This window comes from Methylobacterium pseudosasicola, from assembly GCF_900114535.1.
In the GTDB taxonomy this organism is placed as follows: Bacteria; Pseudomonadota; Alphaproteobacteria; order Rhizobiales; family Beijerinckiaceae; genus Methylobacterium; species Methylobacterium pseudosasicola.
In genome coordinates this window covers 432,299-447,228 of sequence record NZ_FOTK01000001.1, presented here as the reverse complement: position 1 = coordinate 447,228, position 14,930 = coordinate 432,299, and the positions used below count along the sequence as shown (strand labels likewise).

The 14,930-nt window shown below is 68.8% G+C and carries 15 protein-coding genes; 10 read left to right on the top strand and 5 right to left on the bottom strand.

The genetic code is table 11. The features are described from left to right. The 3 genes from BM228_RS02150 to BM228_RS02140 form a co-directional block, all read left to right on the top strand. A partial coding sequence (locus BM228_RS02150) for a transposase (RefSeq protein ID WP_139234033.1) occupies positions 1–308 on the top strand: 308 nt, incomplete at its 5' end. Between the two features lie 290 nt (positions 309–598). Beyond that, on the top strand, positions 599–1,129 hold the full coding sequence (locus tag BM228_RS02145; protein WP_092036685.1) for a phosphate-starvation-inducible PsiE family protein: 531 nt from the start codon (positions 599–601) through the stop codon (positions 1,127–1,129). 147 nt (positions 1,130–1,276) lie between these two features. Then, positions 1,277–1,591: a CCDC90 family protein gene (locus BM228_RS02140; RefSeq protein ID WP_244536986.1), complete on the top strand. Its 315-nt coding sequence runs from the start codon at positions 1,277–1,279 to the stop codon at positions 1,589–1,591. 18 nt (positions 1,592–1,609) lie between these two features. Here BM228_RS02140 and BM228_RS02135 read toward each other — a convergent pair whose 3' ends face one another. Further along, positions 1,610–2,128 carry a TspO/MBR family protein gene (locus BM228_RS02135; protein ID WP_092036681.1) on the bottom strand — a complete coding sequence of 173 codons (519 nt, stop codon included), beginning with the start codon at positions 2,126–2,128 and terminating at the stop codon, positions 1,610–1,612. A 137-nt stretch (positions 2,129–2,265) separates the two neighbouring features. On the opposite strand from BM228_RS02135, the gene BM228_RS02130 reads away from it, so the two are divergent. From BM228_RS02130 to BM228_RS02110, 5 genes are all read left to right on the top strand, one after another. Then, complete coding sequence (locus tag BM228_RS02130) at positions 2,266–3,462, top strand: trans-sulfuration enzyme family protein (protein ID WP_092036679.1); 1,197 nt, start codon at positions 2,266–2,268, stop codon at positions 3,460–3,462. 91 nt (positions 3,463–3,553) lie between these two features. After that, entirely contained in the window at positions 3,554–4,039 is a 486-nt protein-coding gene (locus BM228_RS02125; RefSeq protein ID WP_092036677.1) for a hypothetical protein, read from the top strand. 94 nt (positions 4,040–4,133) lie between these two features. Further along, entirely contained in the window at positions 4,134–5,063 is a 930-nt protein-coding gene (locus tag BM228_RS02120) for an AEC family transporter (protein ID WP_092036781.1), read from the top strand. 109 nt (positions 5,064–5,172) lie between these two features. Then, on the top strand, positions 5,173–6,402 hold the full coding sequence (locus tag BM228_RS02115; RefSeq protein ID WP_092036675.1) for an acyl-CoA dehydrogenase: 1,230 nt from the start codon (positions 5,173–5,175) through the stop codon (positions 6,400–6,402). 667 nt (positions 6,403–7,069) lie between these two features. Then, entirely contained in the window at positions 7,070–8,536 is a 1,467-nt protein-coding gene (locus tag BM228_RS02110; protein ID WP_092036673.1) for a sensor histidine kinase, read from the top strand. A 4-nt stretch (positions 8,537–8,540) separates the two neighbouring features. On the opposite strand, the gene bioB is transcribed toward BM228_RS02110, so the two are convergent. Continuing rightward, entirely contained in the window at positions 8,541–9,542 is a 1,002-nt protein-coding gene (gene bioB, locus BM228_RS02105; protein WP_092036672.1) for a biotin synthase BioB, read from the bottom strand. Between the two features lie 82 nt (positions 9,543–9,624). Continuing rightward, positions 9,625–10,509: a fumarylacetoacetate hydrolase family protein gene (locus BM228_RS02100; protein ID WP_092036671.1), complete on the bottom strand. Its 885-nt coding sequence runs from the start codon at positions 10,507–10,509 to the stop codon at positions 9,625–9,627. A 416-nt stretch (positions 10,510–10,925) separates the two neighbouring features. Between BM228_RS02100 and BM228_RS02095 the strand changes: the two genes are divergently transcribed. Further along, entirely contained in the window at positions 10,926–12,242 is a 1,317-nt protein-coding gene (locus tag BM228_RS02095) for an OmpP1/FadL family transporter (RefSeq protein ID WP_167367632.1), read from the top strand. A 585-nt stretch (positions 12,243–12,827) separates the two neighbouring features. Here the strand turns inward: BM228_RS02095 and prfB are convergent. After that, positions 12,828–13,956, bottom strand: a protein-coding gene (gene prfB / locus BM228_RS02090) for a peptide chain release factor 2 (protein ID WP_139234032.1) whose coding sequence is annotated in 2 segments (ribosomal slippage) — positions 12,828–13,886 and positions 13,888–13,956 — 1,128 coding nt in all. Because the reading frame shifts where the segments join, the coding sequence is not laid out codon by codon here. A 186-nt stretch (positions 13,957–14,142) separates the two neighbouring features. Here prfB and BM228_RS02085 point away from each other — a divergent pair. Next, complete coding sequence (locus tag BM228_RS02085; RefSeq protein WP_092036668.1) at positions 14,143–14,481, top strand: DUF3140 domain-containing protein; 339 nt, start codon at positions 14,143–14,145, stop codon at positions 14,479–14,481. A 15-nt stretch (positions 14,482–14,496) separates the two neighbouring features. On the opposite strand, the gene BM228_RS02080 is transcribed toward BM228_RS02085, so the two are convergent. Further along, positions 14,497–14,850 carry a hypothetical protein gene (locus tag BM228_RS02080; protein ID WP_092036666.1) on the bottom strand — a complete coding sequence of 118 codons (354 nt, stop codon included), beginning with the start codon at positions 14,848–14,850 and terminating at the stop codon, positions 14,497–14,499. Positions 14,851–14,930: the final 80 nt, after the last annotated feature.

Below are 14,930 nucleotides of genomic sequence, written 5' to 3'. Positions count from 1 at the left end.
AGATGCCCGAACTCGGCCGGCTCACGGCCCGGCAGATCGCCGCGCTGGCCGGCCTCGCCCCGTTCGTGCGCGAGTCCGGCAAGTGGAAGGGCCGCGCCATGGTGGCCGGCGGGCGCAAGAGCGTGCGCACGGCGCTGTTCCTGGCGGCGCTGACTGCCTGCCGGCACAACCCGGTGCTCAAGCTGTTCCGCGACCGGCTGGTCGCCGCCGGCAAGCCCAAGATCGTCGCCGTCGTCGCCGTCGCCCGAAAGCTCCTCACCATCCTCAACGCCATGATCCGGGATCAGAAACCATGGCAAACCGCTTGACGCCCAACACAGTCGCTGAGGCGACCGCGCCAGCGGGCCTCGCAGGAGCCCTCCAGTCTGCTCGCGATCCCGGGAGGGCTCCTTCGAGGGCATCGCTGCGCGACGCCACCTCAGGATGAGGTCGAGGATGGGAAAGACCGGCTCAACAGGCCCTGAAGGACCGCAGAGACGGCAAATGACCGAATTACGAAAGAAAACAGCCCGCCTATAAAGCTTTGAGCATTGCTCCGGATACTGGACTCGGAGCGACGTTCTAAGTTCATCACGGCTTCACCGGGGGATGCAGCGCGATGGCCGACAGGGACGACGAGGAGCAGGGGCGCCTGACGCGCATCGCCAGCGGGATCTTCCTGCATACCGAGCACGCGATCTACGCGGCGCTCGGCATCCTCCTGGCGATCACGGCCTTCGTCGCGCTGATCGACGCCGCCGGGTTGACCTGGGACGCGCTGCGGGCACTCGGGGGCGCCGAGAAGATCCTGGAGGTGATCGACCGGCTGCTGTTCCTGCTGATGCTGATCGAGATTTTGCACACGGTGCGGGTCTCGATGCGGTCGGGCAAGCTGACCTGCGAGCCGTTCCTGATCGTCGGCCTGATCGCCTCGATCCGGCGGGTGCTGGTGATCACCCTGCAATCCTCGGAGATCACCCACGCTAAGGATTGGTCGCCGGAGAAGCAGGCCCTGTTCAACGCCTCGATGATCGAGCTCGGCGTGCTGGCCGGCCTGATCCTCACGATGGTGCTGGCGATCTTCATGCTCCACCGCGCCCGGGACGACGGCAAGCCGGCGGGCGACGAGACGACGAGTGGTGGAAGCTGACGACGACGCGAGAGGTCGACAGCGAATCGACTGCAAACGCGCGACCTGCGTGCTATCGTCGATTCCATGAGCCTCGTCTCTCTCGACACGCTGGCAATCGCACGGAAGCTTCAGGCGGCCGGTTTTTCGGACGTCCAGGCTGAGGCCATGACCGGCGTGCTGCGCGACGCCCATGAAGCCGATCTGTCGACGCTGGTGACGAAGGTCGATCTCAAGACGGAACTCGACCTCCTGAAATCAGCACTTGGTACGGAGACCGCGTTGCTTCGGTCCGACCTCAACGCGGAATCCGCCCTTTTGAGATCGGATCTTAAATCCGAAATTACCCTCGTGCGTTCAGATCTCAAAACCGAGATCGCCGACACGAAATACGAGATCCTGAAGTGGGTGCTGTCGGCGATCGGCTTCCAGACGATCGTGGTTGTCGGCGCGATCGTCGCGCTGACCAAGGGCCTGCATTGAGCCGCCTCTGATGCCCCCTCAATTCAACCGCAAGATCGCAGCGTTGAGCAGCGTCGCGAAGGCGACCCAGGCGGCGTAGGGCACGAGCAGCCAGGCCGCGATCCGGTCGAATCGCCAGGATAGGCGGATCGTCCACAGCACCATGACCAGCAGCATCGCCACCACGATCAGCCCGGTGCCGATCGCGTGGGCGGTGAAGAAGACCGGCGTCCAGGCGGCGTTGAGGGCGATCTGGACCAAGAAGGCGATGAGCGCGAGCCACCAGCCCTCGCGGCTCGGCCCGGTGCGCGGCATGGCGCCGAGCAGCCGCCAGAGCGAGACGGCGATCATCGTGTAGAGCACGGTCCAGGCCACCGGGAAGACCCAGTTCGGCGGGTTGAAGGACGGCTTGGTCAGGCCCGCATACCAGCCCGGGATCTCGGCCTGGGTCGCCGCGGAGCCGATCGCCGCGGTGACCGCCACCGGCACGATCGCGGCGGCGAGCCGCAGCCAGCGCGGCAGGGCCGGACGCTCGGGAACGTGAAGCGCGGCAGGCATGTCGGTTCGTTCTCCGCTCAAGCATCGTCGTGAAAGGTAGTGCCGGCTTTCGGCAAAGAGGATGGACGGTCAAGGCACAGGTTGCAGGGGCTCAAGCGCCGTGGCACGCGCCTGTCTCCATCCGTTGGAATCGCCAGATGTCAGACCCTAACGCGCCGCAACGGGATCCGGATACCGGCACGCCGGGAGGCTTCTCCCGCCGCAGCCTGGCCGCGCAAGCCATGGGCCGGATCGAGCCCGAGACCCGCGCGGTGGTGATGCCGCTCCACGTCTCCACCACCTTCATCCGCGATCCCGACAACGGCTACGCGTCGGGCTACTGCTACGCCCGGCCAGACAACGCCACGGTCCGCGAGGCGGAGAGCGTCCTGGCGATGCTGGAGGGCGCCGAGGCCGGCGCCCTGCTGTTCGGCTCTGGGATGGCGGCGGCCACCGCCGTCTTCGGCGCCCTGGAGCCCGGCGACCACGTCGTCGCCGGCACCGTGATGTACTGGGCGCTCAAGCGCTGGCTGCGCGAGGAGGCGCCCCGGCGCGGGCTGACCCTGACCTTCGTCGATACCGACGACACCGAGGCCCTGCGCGCCGCGATCGAGCCTGGCCGGACCAAGCTCGTCTGGATCGAGACCCCCGGCAACCCCCTCTGGACGGTCACTGACATCGCGGCCGCCGCCGAGATCGCCCACGCGGCAGGCGCCCGGCTGGCGGTGGATTCGACCGCGGCCTCGCCGGTCCATACCCGGCCGCTCGCACTCGGCGCCGATATCGTGATGCATTCCGGCACCAAGATCCTGAACGGCCATTCCGACGTGGTGGCCGGCGTGCTCGCCGGCGCCAAGGCGGACGCGTTCTGGGAGCGGATCCGGGGCATCCGCGCCGGCAGCGGCGGGATTCTGGGGCCGTTCGAGGCCTATCTGCTGATGCGCTCGCTCCGGACCCTGCACCTGCGGGCGGCGGCGCAATCGGCCGGCGCCCTGCGGCTCGCCGAGCGCCTGAACGGGCATCCGCATGTGACCCATGTGCTCTATCCGGGCCTAGCCGACGATCCCGGCCACGCGGTGGCGCGCCGGCAGATGCGGGGCGGCTTCGGCTTCATGCTGTCGATCCGGGTGGCGGGCGGCGAGGCCGGGGCGATCGCCACCGCGGCACGGGTGCGGCTGTGGAAGCGGGCGACCTCGCTCGGCGGCGTCGAGAGCCTGATCGAGCACCGGGCCTCCGTGGAGGGTCCGGGCAGCCCCTGCCCGCCGGACCTGCTGCGCCTCTCCACCGGAATCGAGGACACCGACGACCTGTTCGGCGACTTGGATCAGGCACTGCGCGGCGCGCACGGCGATTGATTGTTCCGCGCGTGGTGCCGAAGGCCGTGTTTGCGCGTTGTGCCGGCAAATCCGCCGGCGAATACCGCCCTCGACTGCGAGCCTTCCGTCCATGACCGCCTACCGGACCGCCCATTCCTGCGCCACCGTCGCCGGCGCGCTCGCGCTTCTGGCCCTCGCGTCCGGTTCCGCCCGAGCCGACACGGTGCCGAAACTCGACGTGGAGACGACCTGCAAGTCGGCGCAGGTCGCCAACACCTCGATCAGCGACCAGGCCAATTACGACGGCTGCCTGCGCTCCGAGCGGGAGGCCAAGCGCGAGGCCGAGAGCCACTGGGGCACCTACACCTCCGCGGCCAAGCGCCAGTGCGAGAGCCAGTTCAAGGCCGGCGGCTACCCGTCCTATGTCGAGATGGTGACCTGCCTGGAACTGGCCTCCGGCTCCGTGCCGACCCAGTCCGGCCAGGGCGGCGCGGCGGTCGGCGGCCCGGGTTCACCGAAGGACGTCAAGGCGCAGCGGGAGGGGGGCGCCAACCTGACCAAGGAGCCGCCCGCCAGCCAGCGCACCAACCCGATGGAGGTTCTGGAGAACAAGTAGGCCGGAAACCCGCCTCCGGATCCGTCCCGTGGGCGCAAAAGCCGGCGTCGGCATGCTATGCGCGGGCTGCCCCGCCCAGAGCCCCGCCGGTTTCGTGAACGCCCTCGCCATCATCGCCCCGATCTTCGGGATCGTCCTGATCGGCTGGGGCGCGGCGCTCGCGGGGCTCTTGTCCGACAAGGTCAGCGACGGCCTCTCCGAATACGTCTTCGCGGTCGCGGTGCCGGCTTTGATCATCGCCACGCTGACCCGGCCCGGGATGAGTGGCGAGGTCGCCTGGAGCTACTGGATCTCGTATTTCGGCGGCGCTGGCCTGTCCTGGTTCGTGGGCACGCTGATCGCCCGGCGCCGCGCCGGGATCGAGCGGCGCGGGGCGATCCTGCACGGCTTCGCCGCCAGCCAATCGAACACCGTGTTCGTCGGCGTGCCGATGATCCTCCAGGCCTATGGCGAGGACGGCGCCTTCCCGCTGTTCATGCTGCTCGCGGTCCACCTGCCGCTGATGATGGGCTGCGCCACCTTCCTGATCGAATCGGATTCCGGCCTGCCGGTCCTGGCCCGGATCCGCGGCCTCGCCCTGGTGCTGCTGAAGAACCCGATCTTCGTGTCCCTGCTGATCGGCATGGCGATGAAGGGCACGGGCATCACCCCGAGCGGGATCCCCAAATCCCTGATCGACGCGTTTGCCGGCACCGCCTCGACCTGCGCGCTGGTGGCGCTGGGCGCCGGCCTCAAGCGCTACCGGGTGCTGTTCGATCTCAAGGGCGCCCTGGTGATCGCGTGCCTGAAGAACCTGCTGCACCCGCTGGCGGTCTGGGTGCTCGCCTTCCACGTCTTCAAGATGCCGACGGCTTACGCGGGCGTCGCCACTCTGTTTGCCGCCATGCCGGTGGGGATCAACGCTTATCTGCTGGCGGTGCGCTACCGGACCGAGACCGGGATGGTCGCGGCCTCGGTGCTGGTCTCGACTCTGCTGGCGCCGGTGACGACGCTCCTGTGGCTGATGCTGCTCGGTCGGGCGTGACGCTCCGGGCTCAGCGTCACCGCGCGCGTTGGACGGCGCGGCGCGCGGGTCTAGGGTAGCGCCAAGCGCGGGGCCGAAGCCCGCCACACCCTGCAGGCGAGGAAATGCCATGAACGCTCCGATGCGCCCCCCGGGCAGCGCCTCCCCGTCGGCCCCGGCCTCGGCGCGCTTCGTCTGGGAAGACCCGTTCCTGCTGGAGGACCAGCTCACCGAGGACGAGCGGGCGATCCGCGACGTGGCCCAGAGTTTTGCGCAGGAGCAGCTCCTGCCCGGCATCGTCGAAGCCTATGCCGAGGAGAAAACTGATCCCGGCCTGTTCCGGAAGATGGGCGAATTGGGCCTGCTCGGCGTGACCCTGCCGGAGGAATACGGCTGCGCCGGCGCCTCCTACGTCGCCTACGGGCTGGTGGCCCGCGCCGTCGAGGCGGTGGATTCCGGCTACCGCTCGATGATGAGCGTGCAATCCTCCCTCGTCATGTACCCGATCCATGCCTACGGCTCGGAGGAACAGCGCAAGAAATTCCTGCCGAAGCTCGCCTCGGGCGAGTGGATCGGCTGCTTCGGCCTCACCGAGCCGGATGCCGGCTCCGATCCCGCCGGCATGAAGACCAAGGCCGAGAAGATCGACGGCGGCTACCGGATCTCGGGCGCCAAGATGTGGATCTCGAACGCTCCCTTCGCGGACGTGTTCGTGGTCTGGGCGAAGTCCGACGCGCATGAGGGCGCGATCCGCGGCTTCCTCCTCGAGAAGGGCATGAAGGGCCTCTCCGCCCCGACCTTGAAGGGCAAGCTTTCCCTGCGCGCCTCCACCACCGGCGAGATCGTCATGGAGGGCGTCGAGGTCGGCGAGGACGCGCTGCTCCCCAACGTCTCCGGGCTGAAGGGACCGTTCGGCTGCCTCAACCGGGCGCGCTACGGCATCTCCTGGGGCGCCATGGGCGCGGCGGAGGATTGCTGGCACCGGGCGCGCACCTACACCCTGGAGCGCAAGCAGTTCGGCCGGCCGCTGGCCCAGACGCAGTTGGTCCAGAAGAAGCTCGCCGACATGCAGACGGAGATCACCCTCGGCCTCCAGGCCTCCCTGCGGGTCGGCCGGCTGATGGACGAGGGCAAGATGGCGCCTGAGATGATCTCGTTGATCAAGCGCAACAATTGCGGCAAGGCCCTCGACATCGCCCGCACCGCCCGGGACATGCACGGCGGCAACGGCATCATGGGCGAGTACCACGTGATGCGCCACGCCCAGAACCTCGAGACGGTCAACACCTACGAGGGCACCCACGACGTCCACGCGCTGATTTTGGGCCGGGCGCAGACGGGGTTGCAGGCGTTTTTCTGATGTTTTGGGACCTCGCCGCTCATCACACCAACCCCCTCGTCCTGAGGTAGCGTCGCGCAGCGACGCCCTCGAAGGAGCCCTTCAGATAGCGCTGCGATCTCTGGAGCCCTCCTTCGAGGCCCGCCGAAGGAAATGGGAGCGACCCTCGTCATGCCCCGGACCTTGGCCAAGGTCAGGACCGAGATGAGCCTCCACGTTCTGGCCTACATGAAGCGGATGATCCAGATCTTCGGAGTCGATCCACTGATCGCGGTCATCCGGGCCTGAGGGCTGTCGTTTCGATCTGTAATCCAACCTCTCGTGTGCGACCGGCGTCAGCAAAAACCGTGTCCTCACACGGTCTCGGTCGAAAGCAGCCACCCAATGCCCACGCGGATCGGATTCACACCCAAGGATGGCGCTATCCTGGGACGCGGCGCGTCCTGTCTTACTGCGCCGCGCGCGCAAGGACGGCATGGGTCTCAGCCCGCTCAGCACTTCCGGCCGGGGACGAATTTCGAGGTGCTCTAAGGTACATGCAACTCCGGCGCGCTCGTGCTCGTATAGTGCGCGCGGGACGGCCCCTGTCGTCTCGCCTTCGAACCGATGGCGCCACGACCATGTCCTGCGCGAAGGCCGGAAACGGCTCGAGCTTTCACGATCTCCGCCCCGCCGATCCCAGTCCGCGATGCCGGCTCGGAGCGTGATGGGCGTGGCCGTCGAATCCGATACGGTCGCGGCCCCGGCCGCAGCTGCGTCGCGCGAGCTGCCGGAGCGGCGGCCGACGCGGCTCGGCCTGTCCGGGCGGCTGTTCCTTGTCACCGTCGCCTTCGTGGTGGTGGCCGAGGTGCTGACCTACGTGCCGGCAGTGGCCAATTACCGGATCGAGTGGATGTCGGACCGGGTCGCGGCCGCGCAGGTCGCCGCCCTGGTGCTCGACGGCCGCACCGGCGAGCCGGTCTCAGAGGCGCTGGAGAGCCGGCTGCTCGCCGGGGTCAACGCCCGGGCGATCGCGGTGCGCGGCGGCGGCGCCCAGCGGCTGCTCGCCATCGAGCCGGTGCCCGAGACGGTCTCCGACACCGTCGACCTGCGCGACGTCACCGCCCTGTCGACCATCCGGGGCGCGTGGCGGACCCTGGTGGCGCCGGTCCGCGACCCGATCCGGGTGATCGGAGAGGGCGGCATCGGCTTCGACCGGGTCGAGATCCTGCTCGACGAGGCGCCGCTGCGGGCCGCCATGATCGACTACGCCCTGCGGCTGCTGGTCTCGTCGCTGATCATCGCGGCCTCCGCGGCCGGGCTGGTCTTCGTGGTGCTGCAGGTGCTGATCGTGCGCCCGGTGCGGCGGCTCGCCACCAGCATCACCGCCTTCGCCGAGAATCCGGAGGATGCCGGCCGGATCATCGCGCCGTCCCGCCGCCGCGACGAGATCGGCCAGGCGGAACTAGCGCTGGGCCGGATGCAGCGGATCCTGGCCGAACAGCTCCGCCAGAAGCGGCGCCTCGCCGAGCTGGGGCTCGCGGTCAGCAAGGTCAGCCACGAGCTGCGCAACCTGCTGACCGGCGCGCAACTCCTGGGCGATCGCCTGGAGGACACCGCCGACCCGATGGTCCAGCGGGTGGCGCCGCGGCTGGTGGCGGCCATCGCCCGGGCGATCCGATTCTGCGAAGCGAGCCTGGCTTACGGGCGGGTCTCCGAACGGGCGCCGAAGTTAAGTGCCACGCCGCTGGCGCCGCTCTTCGCCGAATTGCCGGATCTCGCTGCGCTCGCGTCGCATGCCGTGCGCGTCGTCGTCGAGGCCGGCGAATGCCGCGTTCAGGCCGATCCGGAGCAGCTTTCCCGGGCGCTGGCCAACCTCGTCCGCAACGCCGTCCAGGCGCTCGACGGGGCCGGGGTGCCGGACGCCGAGGTGCGAGTCGCAGCGAGCCGCGACGAACCGGGCCGGGTGACCATCTTGGTGACCGACAATGGCCCCGGCCTGCCGGAGCGGGCCCGGGAGAACCTGTTCTCGCCGTTCCAGGGCTCGACGCGCTCAGGGGGGACCGGTTTGGGCCTTCCGATCGCGGCCGAGCTGATCGCGATCAACGGCGGCAGCCTCACCCTCGACCCGGGCGAAGGCGGGGCCCGGTTCCGGATCGTGCTGGCGGAGGCGTGAACCGCTATTCCGCCGCGGCGAGCACCGGCTCGGCGACGCGGATGCCGAGATCCTGCAGCAGGGCGGCGTCGGAATCCGCCTCGTTGTTGGCGGTGGTCAGTAGGCGCTCGCCGTAGAAGATCGAATTGGCCCCGGCGAGGAAGCACAGGGCCTGCGCCTCCCGGCTCAGCGCCTTGCGCCCGGCGCTGAGGCGCACCCGGGCCTTGGGCATGACGATGCGGGCGGTAGCGCACATCCGCACCATGTCGAACGGATCGACCGGCGTGGCCGTGTCGCCGAGCGGCGTACCGGGGACGGCGGCCAGGGCGTTGATCGGCACGCTCTCCGGGTGCGGCGCGTGGTTGGCCAGCACCTGCAGCATCGCGACGCGGTCGCCAACCCCCTCGCCGAGGCCGATGATGCCGCCGCAGCAGACACCGATCCCGGCCTCGCGGACCCGGTCCAGGGTGTTCAGCCGGTCCTCGTAGGTCCGGGTCGAGACGATCTTGTCGTAATAGTCCGGCCCGGTATCGAGGTTGTGGTTGTAGGCGGTGAGCCCAGCCTCGGCCAAGCGCTCGGCTTGGCTGGTGGTCAGCATGCCGAGGGTGACGCAGGCCTCCATCCCGAGCCCGCGCACGCCCCGCACCATGTCGAGCACGGAGTCGAACTCCGCGCCGTCCCGCGGGCTGCGCCAGGCGGCGCCCATGCAGAAGCGGGTCGCGCCGTTGGCCTTGGCGGCGGCGGCTTCGGCCAGCACCGTCTCCACCGGCATCAGGCGCTGGCGCGGCAGGCCAGTGCCCTTGTGGTGCGCCGATTGCGAGCAGTAGCCGCAATCCTCCGGGCAGGCGCCCGTCTTGATCGAGAGCAGGCTCGCGCGCTGGACGTCGCTCGGGTCGTTGTGCGCCCGATGCACGGCCGCGGCCCGATACACGAGGTCGAGCAATGGCAGGTCGTGGATCGCGCGGATTTCCGCGACGCTCCAATCGTGGCGGAAAACGGGGGCGTGCGGGTCGGCGGCTTGGCTCATGATGACTTCTTGAGTGAGATCGGTGGCCAAAATCAAGCGCTTGGCGGAACGCCGCCCCGAGGGGCGAGGCGGCGCAGCGGCTTCAATGCGTCGGCTCACCCGCCGAGACCTTAGCGGTCCAGTCGTCGAAGGCGATCACTGTCTGGCGCTGCTCGCCCAGGCGCTCGATGCGCAGGACCATCTCGTCGCCGGCCTTCAGGTAGCGCGGCGGCTTCATGCCCAGGCCGACGCCGGGCGGGGTGCCGGTGGTGATCACGTCGCCGGGCTCCAGCAGCATGAAGTGCGAGGCGTAGGCGACGAGCTGGGGCACGTCGAAGATCATGGTCGCGGTCGAGCCGGTCTGGCGGCGCTCGCCGTTCACATCGAGGCTCATGGCGAGGTTCTTGAGATCGGGGATCTCGTCCAGCGTCACCAGCCAGGGGCCGAGCGGCCCGAAGGTCGGCGCGCTCTTGCCCTTGGTCCAGGTTGGACCGCGCTCGAGCTGCCACTCGCGCTCGGAGACGTCGTTGCAGATGCAGGCGCCCGCCACGTAATTCAGCGCCTCGTTGGCGTGGACGTAGCTCGCCCGACGGCCGATCACCACGGCGAGCTCCACCTCCCAGTCGGTCTTGGCCGAGCCCTTGGGGATGATCACCGTGTCGTTCGGCCCGCACAGGCTGGACGGCGCCTTGTTGAAGATGATCGGCTCGGCCGGGATCGGCGAGCCGGTCTCGGCGGCGTGGTCGGCGAAGTTGAGCCCGATGGCGATGACGTTGCGGGTGCCGCCGACGCAGGGGCCGAGCCGCGTATCCGACGGGAGCTTCGGCAGCGTCTCGGGATCGAGGGCGCGGAGCCGAGCGAGGGATTCGGGCGCCAGCGCCGGCCCGGCAATGTCGCGCACGAGGCTCGAGAGGTCGCGCAGGCCCCCCTGCGCATCCACGAGGCCGGGCTTCTCGTCGCCGCTCGGGCCGTGCCGGAAGAGCTTCATCGCCGCGACTCCTCATCCTTCCCTGGAACCGGTCTCCGCCGGACGCCGGGACCATGGCTGCGCATCCCCGCGGGTGCAAGCGCCTCCAGCCGGTCGAGCCTCATCTCGGGGTGTCACAACTTGGCAACATCCAGGCGGGAAAGTGCATATTTGTGCACGAGATGATTTATTGTTCAGCTCCGGCGAAGATCGGAAAAGAGCGGAACGTATCGCGAAAGATCAGCTTTCGCGGTGGTGATGCAGAGAAATACTACCCGATGATCTGCGCCTGAGCAGCACCCGGTGTTCGGTTCAAAACTGAAATCGTCGTTGCGATGGACTGCCTGAAACCTGCACCATACCGGCAACGGTGCCGGACCAGTACGCAAGGTCGAATCAGGGCGCCGAAGGCAAACCAACCGGTTCGGGGGGAGCAGATGGGCGGGACAATGCGCGCGATGGTGCTCGCGGCTTCTGTGGCGGCGTTCGGCGCCGGCGAGGCCAGGGCCGGAGCGTTCGGCATCCGGGAGCAGAGCACCCAGGCCCAGGGCCTCTCCTTCGCGGGCGCGGCCGCCGGCTCCGGCGGCGTCTCGTCGATATTCTGGAACCCCGCGACCATCACCATGAACCCGGGCTTCGTCGCGGAGCAGAACCTCACCTATATCGGCCTCTCCTCCGAGATCCGGCCCGTCGTGCCCGGCACCAATCCGGGCTTTGCGGCCCTGGGCGGCTCCGGCGATATCGGCCAGGGCGCCGTGGTGCCCGCGGGGGCGACCTCCTACCAGCTCAACGATCGCCTCTGGCTCGGGCTCTCGACGGGCGCGCCCTTCGGCCTCGTGACCAAGCCGAACCAGGTCTGGGCCGGCGAGGTCTACGGGCGTTCCTCCCGGATCTTCACGCTGGCCTTCAACCCGGTGATCGGGTTCAAGGTCAACGAATGGCTGTCGCTCGCCGCCGGCCCGAACATCGAATATTTCCGGCTGACCCTGCGGCAGGCGCTGCCGATCCCCGGCCTCTCGCCGACCCTGTATCCGAGCTCGTTCCTCAAGGGCGAATCCTGGGGCGTCGGCTTCACGGCGGGCGCCACCCTGACACCTCGCGACGGCACGGTGATCGGCATCGGCTACCGCTCCTCCGTCCACCACGACATCGACGGGTCGATCGGCGTGCCGCTGGTGGCGCTGGCGCCGCTGGCCGGGCAGGTGCACGCGAAGCTCAACACCCCGGACAAGCTCAGCGTCGGCCTCGTCCAGGCGATCTCGCCGGTCGCTCGGGTCGATCTCGGCTTCGAATGGGATCAGTGGTCCCGGCTCGGAACGGTCGGGATCGTGTCGAACCGCCTGGGCCTGCCGGTCAGCAACCTGCCGCTGAACTACAAGGACGGCTACACCTACTCGATCGGCGCCGAATACGACGCGGCGCCCAACCTGACCCTGCGGACCGGCTTCGCCTACGAATCCTCGCCGATCGACTTCCGCAACCGCTCCGTGCGCCTGCCCGACGGCGACCGCTACATCGCCTCCGTGGGCGCAAGCTACCGCTGGAACGAGCGCCTGACCCTGAATCTGGCCTACTCACACTTTTTCCTCGACCGCTCGCGCATCCTCGCGGGCATCGGGCGCGACTACAACGTCAGCAACATCGCCTTCGCGGGCGTGGTCGATTCCAGCGCCGACATCGTCTCGGTGGGCTTCCGCTACGTCTTCGGAGCCCCGCCTCCGGCCGCCCCGGCGCCGCTGGTGCGGAAATATTGAGGGGAGATCGGCCGGCCGCGCGGGGTCCGCGATGTTCAGACCGCCCAGGCTGCCGCGCGAGAACCTCAGACGGAGCCGGAGTGGCGGGGAGGTCATCGCGGCCATCGTGACTTGCCTTTACCGTCCCCGGGTAAGCATCCGGGCGCGGAGGCAAGCGAGAAACCGATAGCCCTGAGGGGCACCAAGCCCGCGGGAGAGCGTGGGTCTTGGGCCGCCGTTCCAACGAACCCGAACAGGCGCTCGGGCCGCTCGCTGCGAAGCCCGCTTGCGCAAGAATGGGATCGGACGGACGCCGTGGCCGCCCACGGCCGAGCCCGCGAAGGCGTCACGGCGCGCCTGCGCTATCCCTATTCGCCCGGCTCCCTCGCCTGGTTCTCCTGGATCGTCGCCCGCCACGGCGGCCGGAACGTCGCCGGCAAGCCAACCGGTCGGTCCCAACGTCATCGCCCGCGGCCGGCAAACCTTCGCAGCCAGGCTCGCCGACGTGCTCATGGGCGCAACAGAATCCTTCCGTACACGCCGTAGCCCATAGAGGCGGCGGGGCGACGGGCGGGGATGCGGCAGCCGTCCCGACTGACTAAAAAATCAGTCGATGTCCTCGACTTCCTCCGCGCCGCCATAGACCCGCTGGGCAAGCGAGGCCTCCATGAACGGGTCGAGAGCGCCGTCGAGGACCTCGTCCGGGTCGGTGGATTGGGTGCCGGTGCGCAGGTCCTTCACCAGCTGATAGGGCTGGAGCACGTAGGATCGGATCTGGTGACCCCAGCCGATATCGGTCTTGGCCGCGGCTTCGGCGCTGGCCTTCTCTTCGCGCTTCTTCAGCTCGGCCTCATAGAGCCGGGCGCGCAGCATGTTCCACGCCGTGGCGCGGTTCTTGTGCTGGGAGCGCTCCTGCTGACACGCCACCACGATCCCGGTCGGGTTGTGGGTGATGCGCACCGCCGAGTCGGTGGTGTTGACGTGCTGGCCGCCGGCGCCGGAGGACCGGTAGGTGTCGATCCGGCAGTCGGATTCCTTGATCTCGATCTCGATCCGGTCGTCGATCACCGGATAGACCCAGACGCTGGCGAAGCTGGTGTGCCGCCGGGCGCTGGAATCGTAGGGCGAGATCCGCACCAGCCGGTGCACGCCGGACTCGGTCTTGAGCCAGCCATAGGCGTTGTGGCCCTTGATCAGGAGCGTGGCGCCCTTGATCCCCGCCTCTTCGCCGTCGGTCATCTCGACGACCTCGACCTTGTACTTCCGGCGCTCGGCCCAGCGAGCGTACATGCGCTGGAGCATGTTGGCCCAGTCCTGGCTCTCGGTGCCGCCGGCCCCGGCATGGACTTCCAGATAGGTGTCGAACCCGTCGGCCTCGCCGGAAAGCAAGGTCTCGACCTGCCGGCTCGCGGCCTCCTTCTCGACGGCCAGGATCGCGGCCTCGCCCTCGCGGATCGAGGCCGCATCGCCCTCCATCTCGCCGAGCTCGATCAGCGTCGCGCCGTCTTCAAGATCGCGCTCCAGCTTACGGATGGCGGAGACCGCCTCGTCGAGCTGCTGGCGCTCGCGCATGACCTTCTGCGCGGCCTCGGCGTCGTTCCACAGGTCCGGGTTCTCGGACGCTGCGTTCAGCTCCGCGAGGCGTTTATCGACGGTATCCCAGTCAAAGATGCCTCCTCAGCAGCCCTATAGACTGCTTGGCGGCATCCGAGGCTTGCTCGATCTCGGCGCGCATTTGGTTTTTCGGGAAAGAGGATGATCGGTTGGGCCGGGGTGATACCCGCCGGATGCCGCCCTGTAAACGCCGGATGGGCCGTCACCGCGGGATGCGTGCGGCGCCCGACCGCAGGGTGGGGCGCGAGCCGGTCGGCGGCCGTTGCGTTGTCCGGGACGATCAGGCAGGAACGCGGAGGCAGCCCGGATGGCGGACGACGATCACGCGGCGACGTGGAGTGATTTCAACGAGGCCGTCAACATGACGCCGGCGGCGTTGCGCAAGCACCTCGACGGCGAGGCCAGCAAAACGGTCGGCCAGAAGAAGGACGGCGACGAATCCACGGGCCACGCGATGGGCCGGCGCATCCTGGCGATCAAGGACAAGAAGAAGGCGGACCTGACCGACGACGACTACGCCGCCATGCGCAAGGTCGTGGGCTACGTGCACCGCCATCTCAAGCAGGGCGGCGAGGCCAAGAAGGACCCCGACTCGCCGTGGCGGATGTCGCTGATGAACTGGGGCCACGATCCGCACAAGGATTGAGGCCCCGCGTTCGGCTCAGTAGCGCGGCGGCACGATGTAGGACGGAGCGATCACGAACTCCTTCGGGCGCCGCTGCGCGCCGAAGCGACCCTCGGTGATCTGGTCGTTGTAATAGTCGAAGCCGGTATAGCCGAAGCCGCCGCCGTTCATGACCTGGGCCACCGGGACGGGCGGCACGGCGAGATCGGGGCGGCCCGGCGGCACCACCACCTGGCAGCAGCCCTCGGCCTGCAGCACCGTCGGGCCATTGGGGGCGGTGAACACGTAGGCGCGCGGCTGCGGGACTCCCGGCGGGAAGGCCGGCTCGGCGGCGGCAGCCTGGGCGACGAGACCGAGCAGTCCGGCGGCGATCAGGGTCTTGGTGCTCACGCAATGCTCCGTCACGGGGCCGGCCGGGCCGGCATCAGGCCAACACTCTAGCTTATTGCGGACGGCCTGTCCGGCGCATG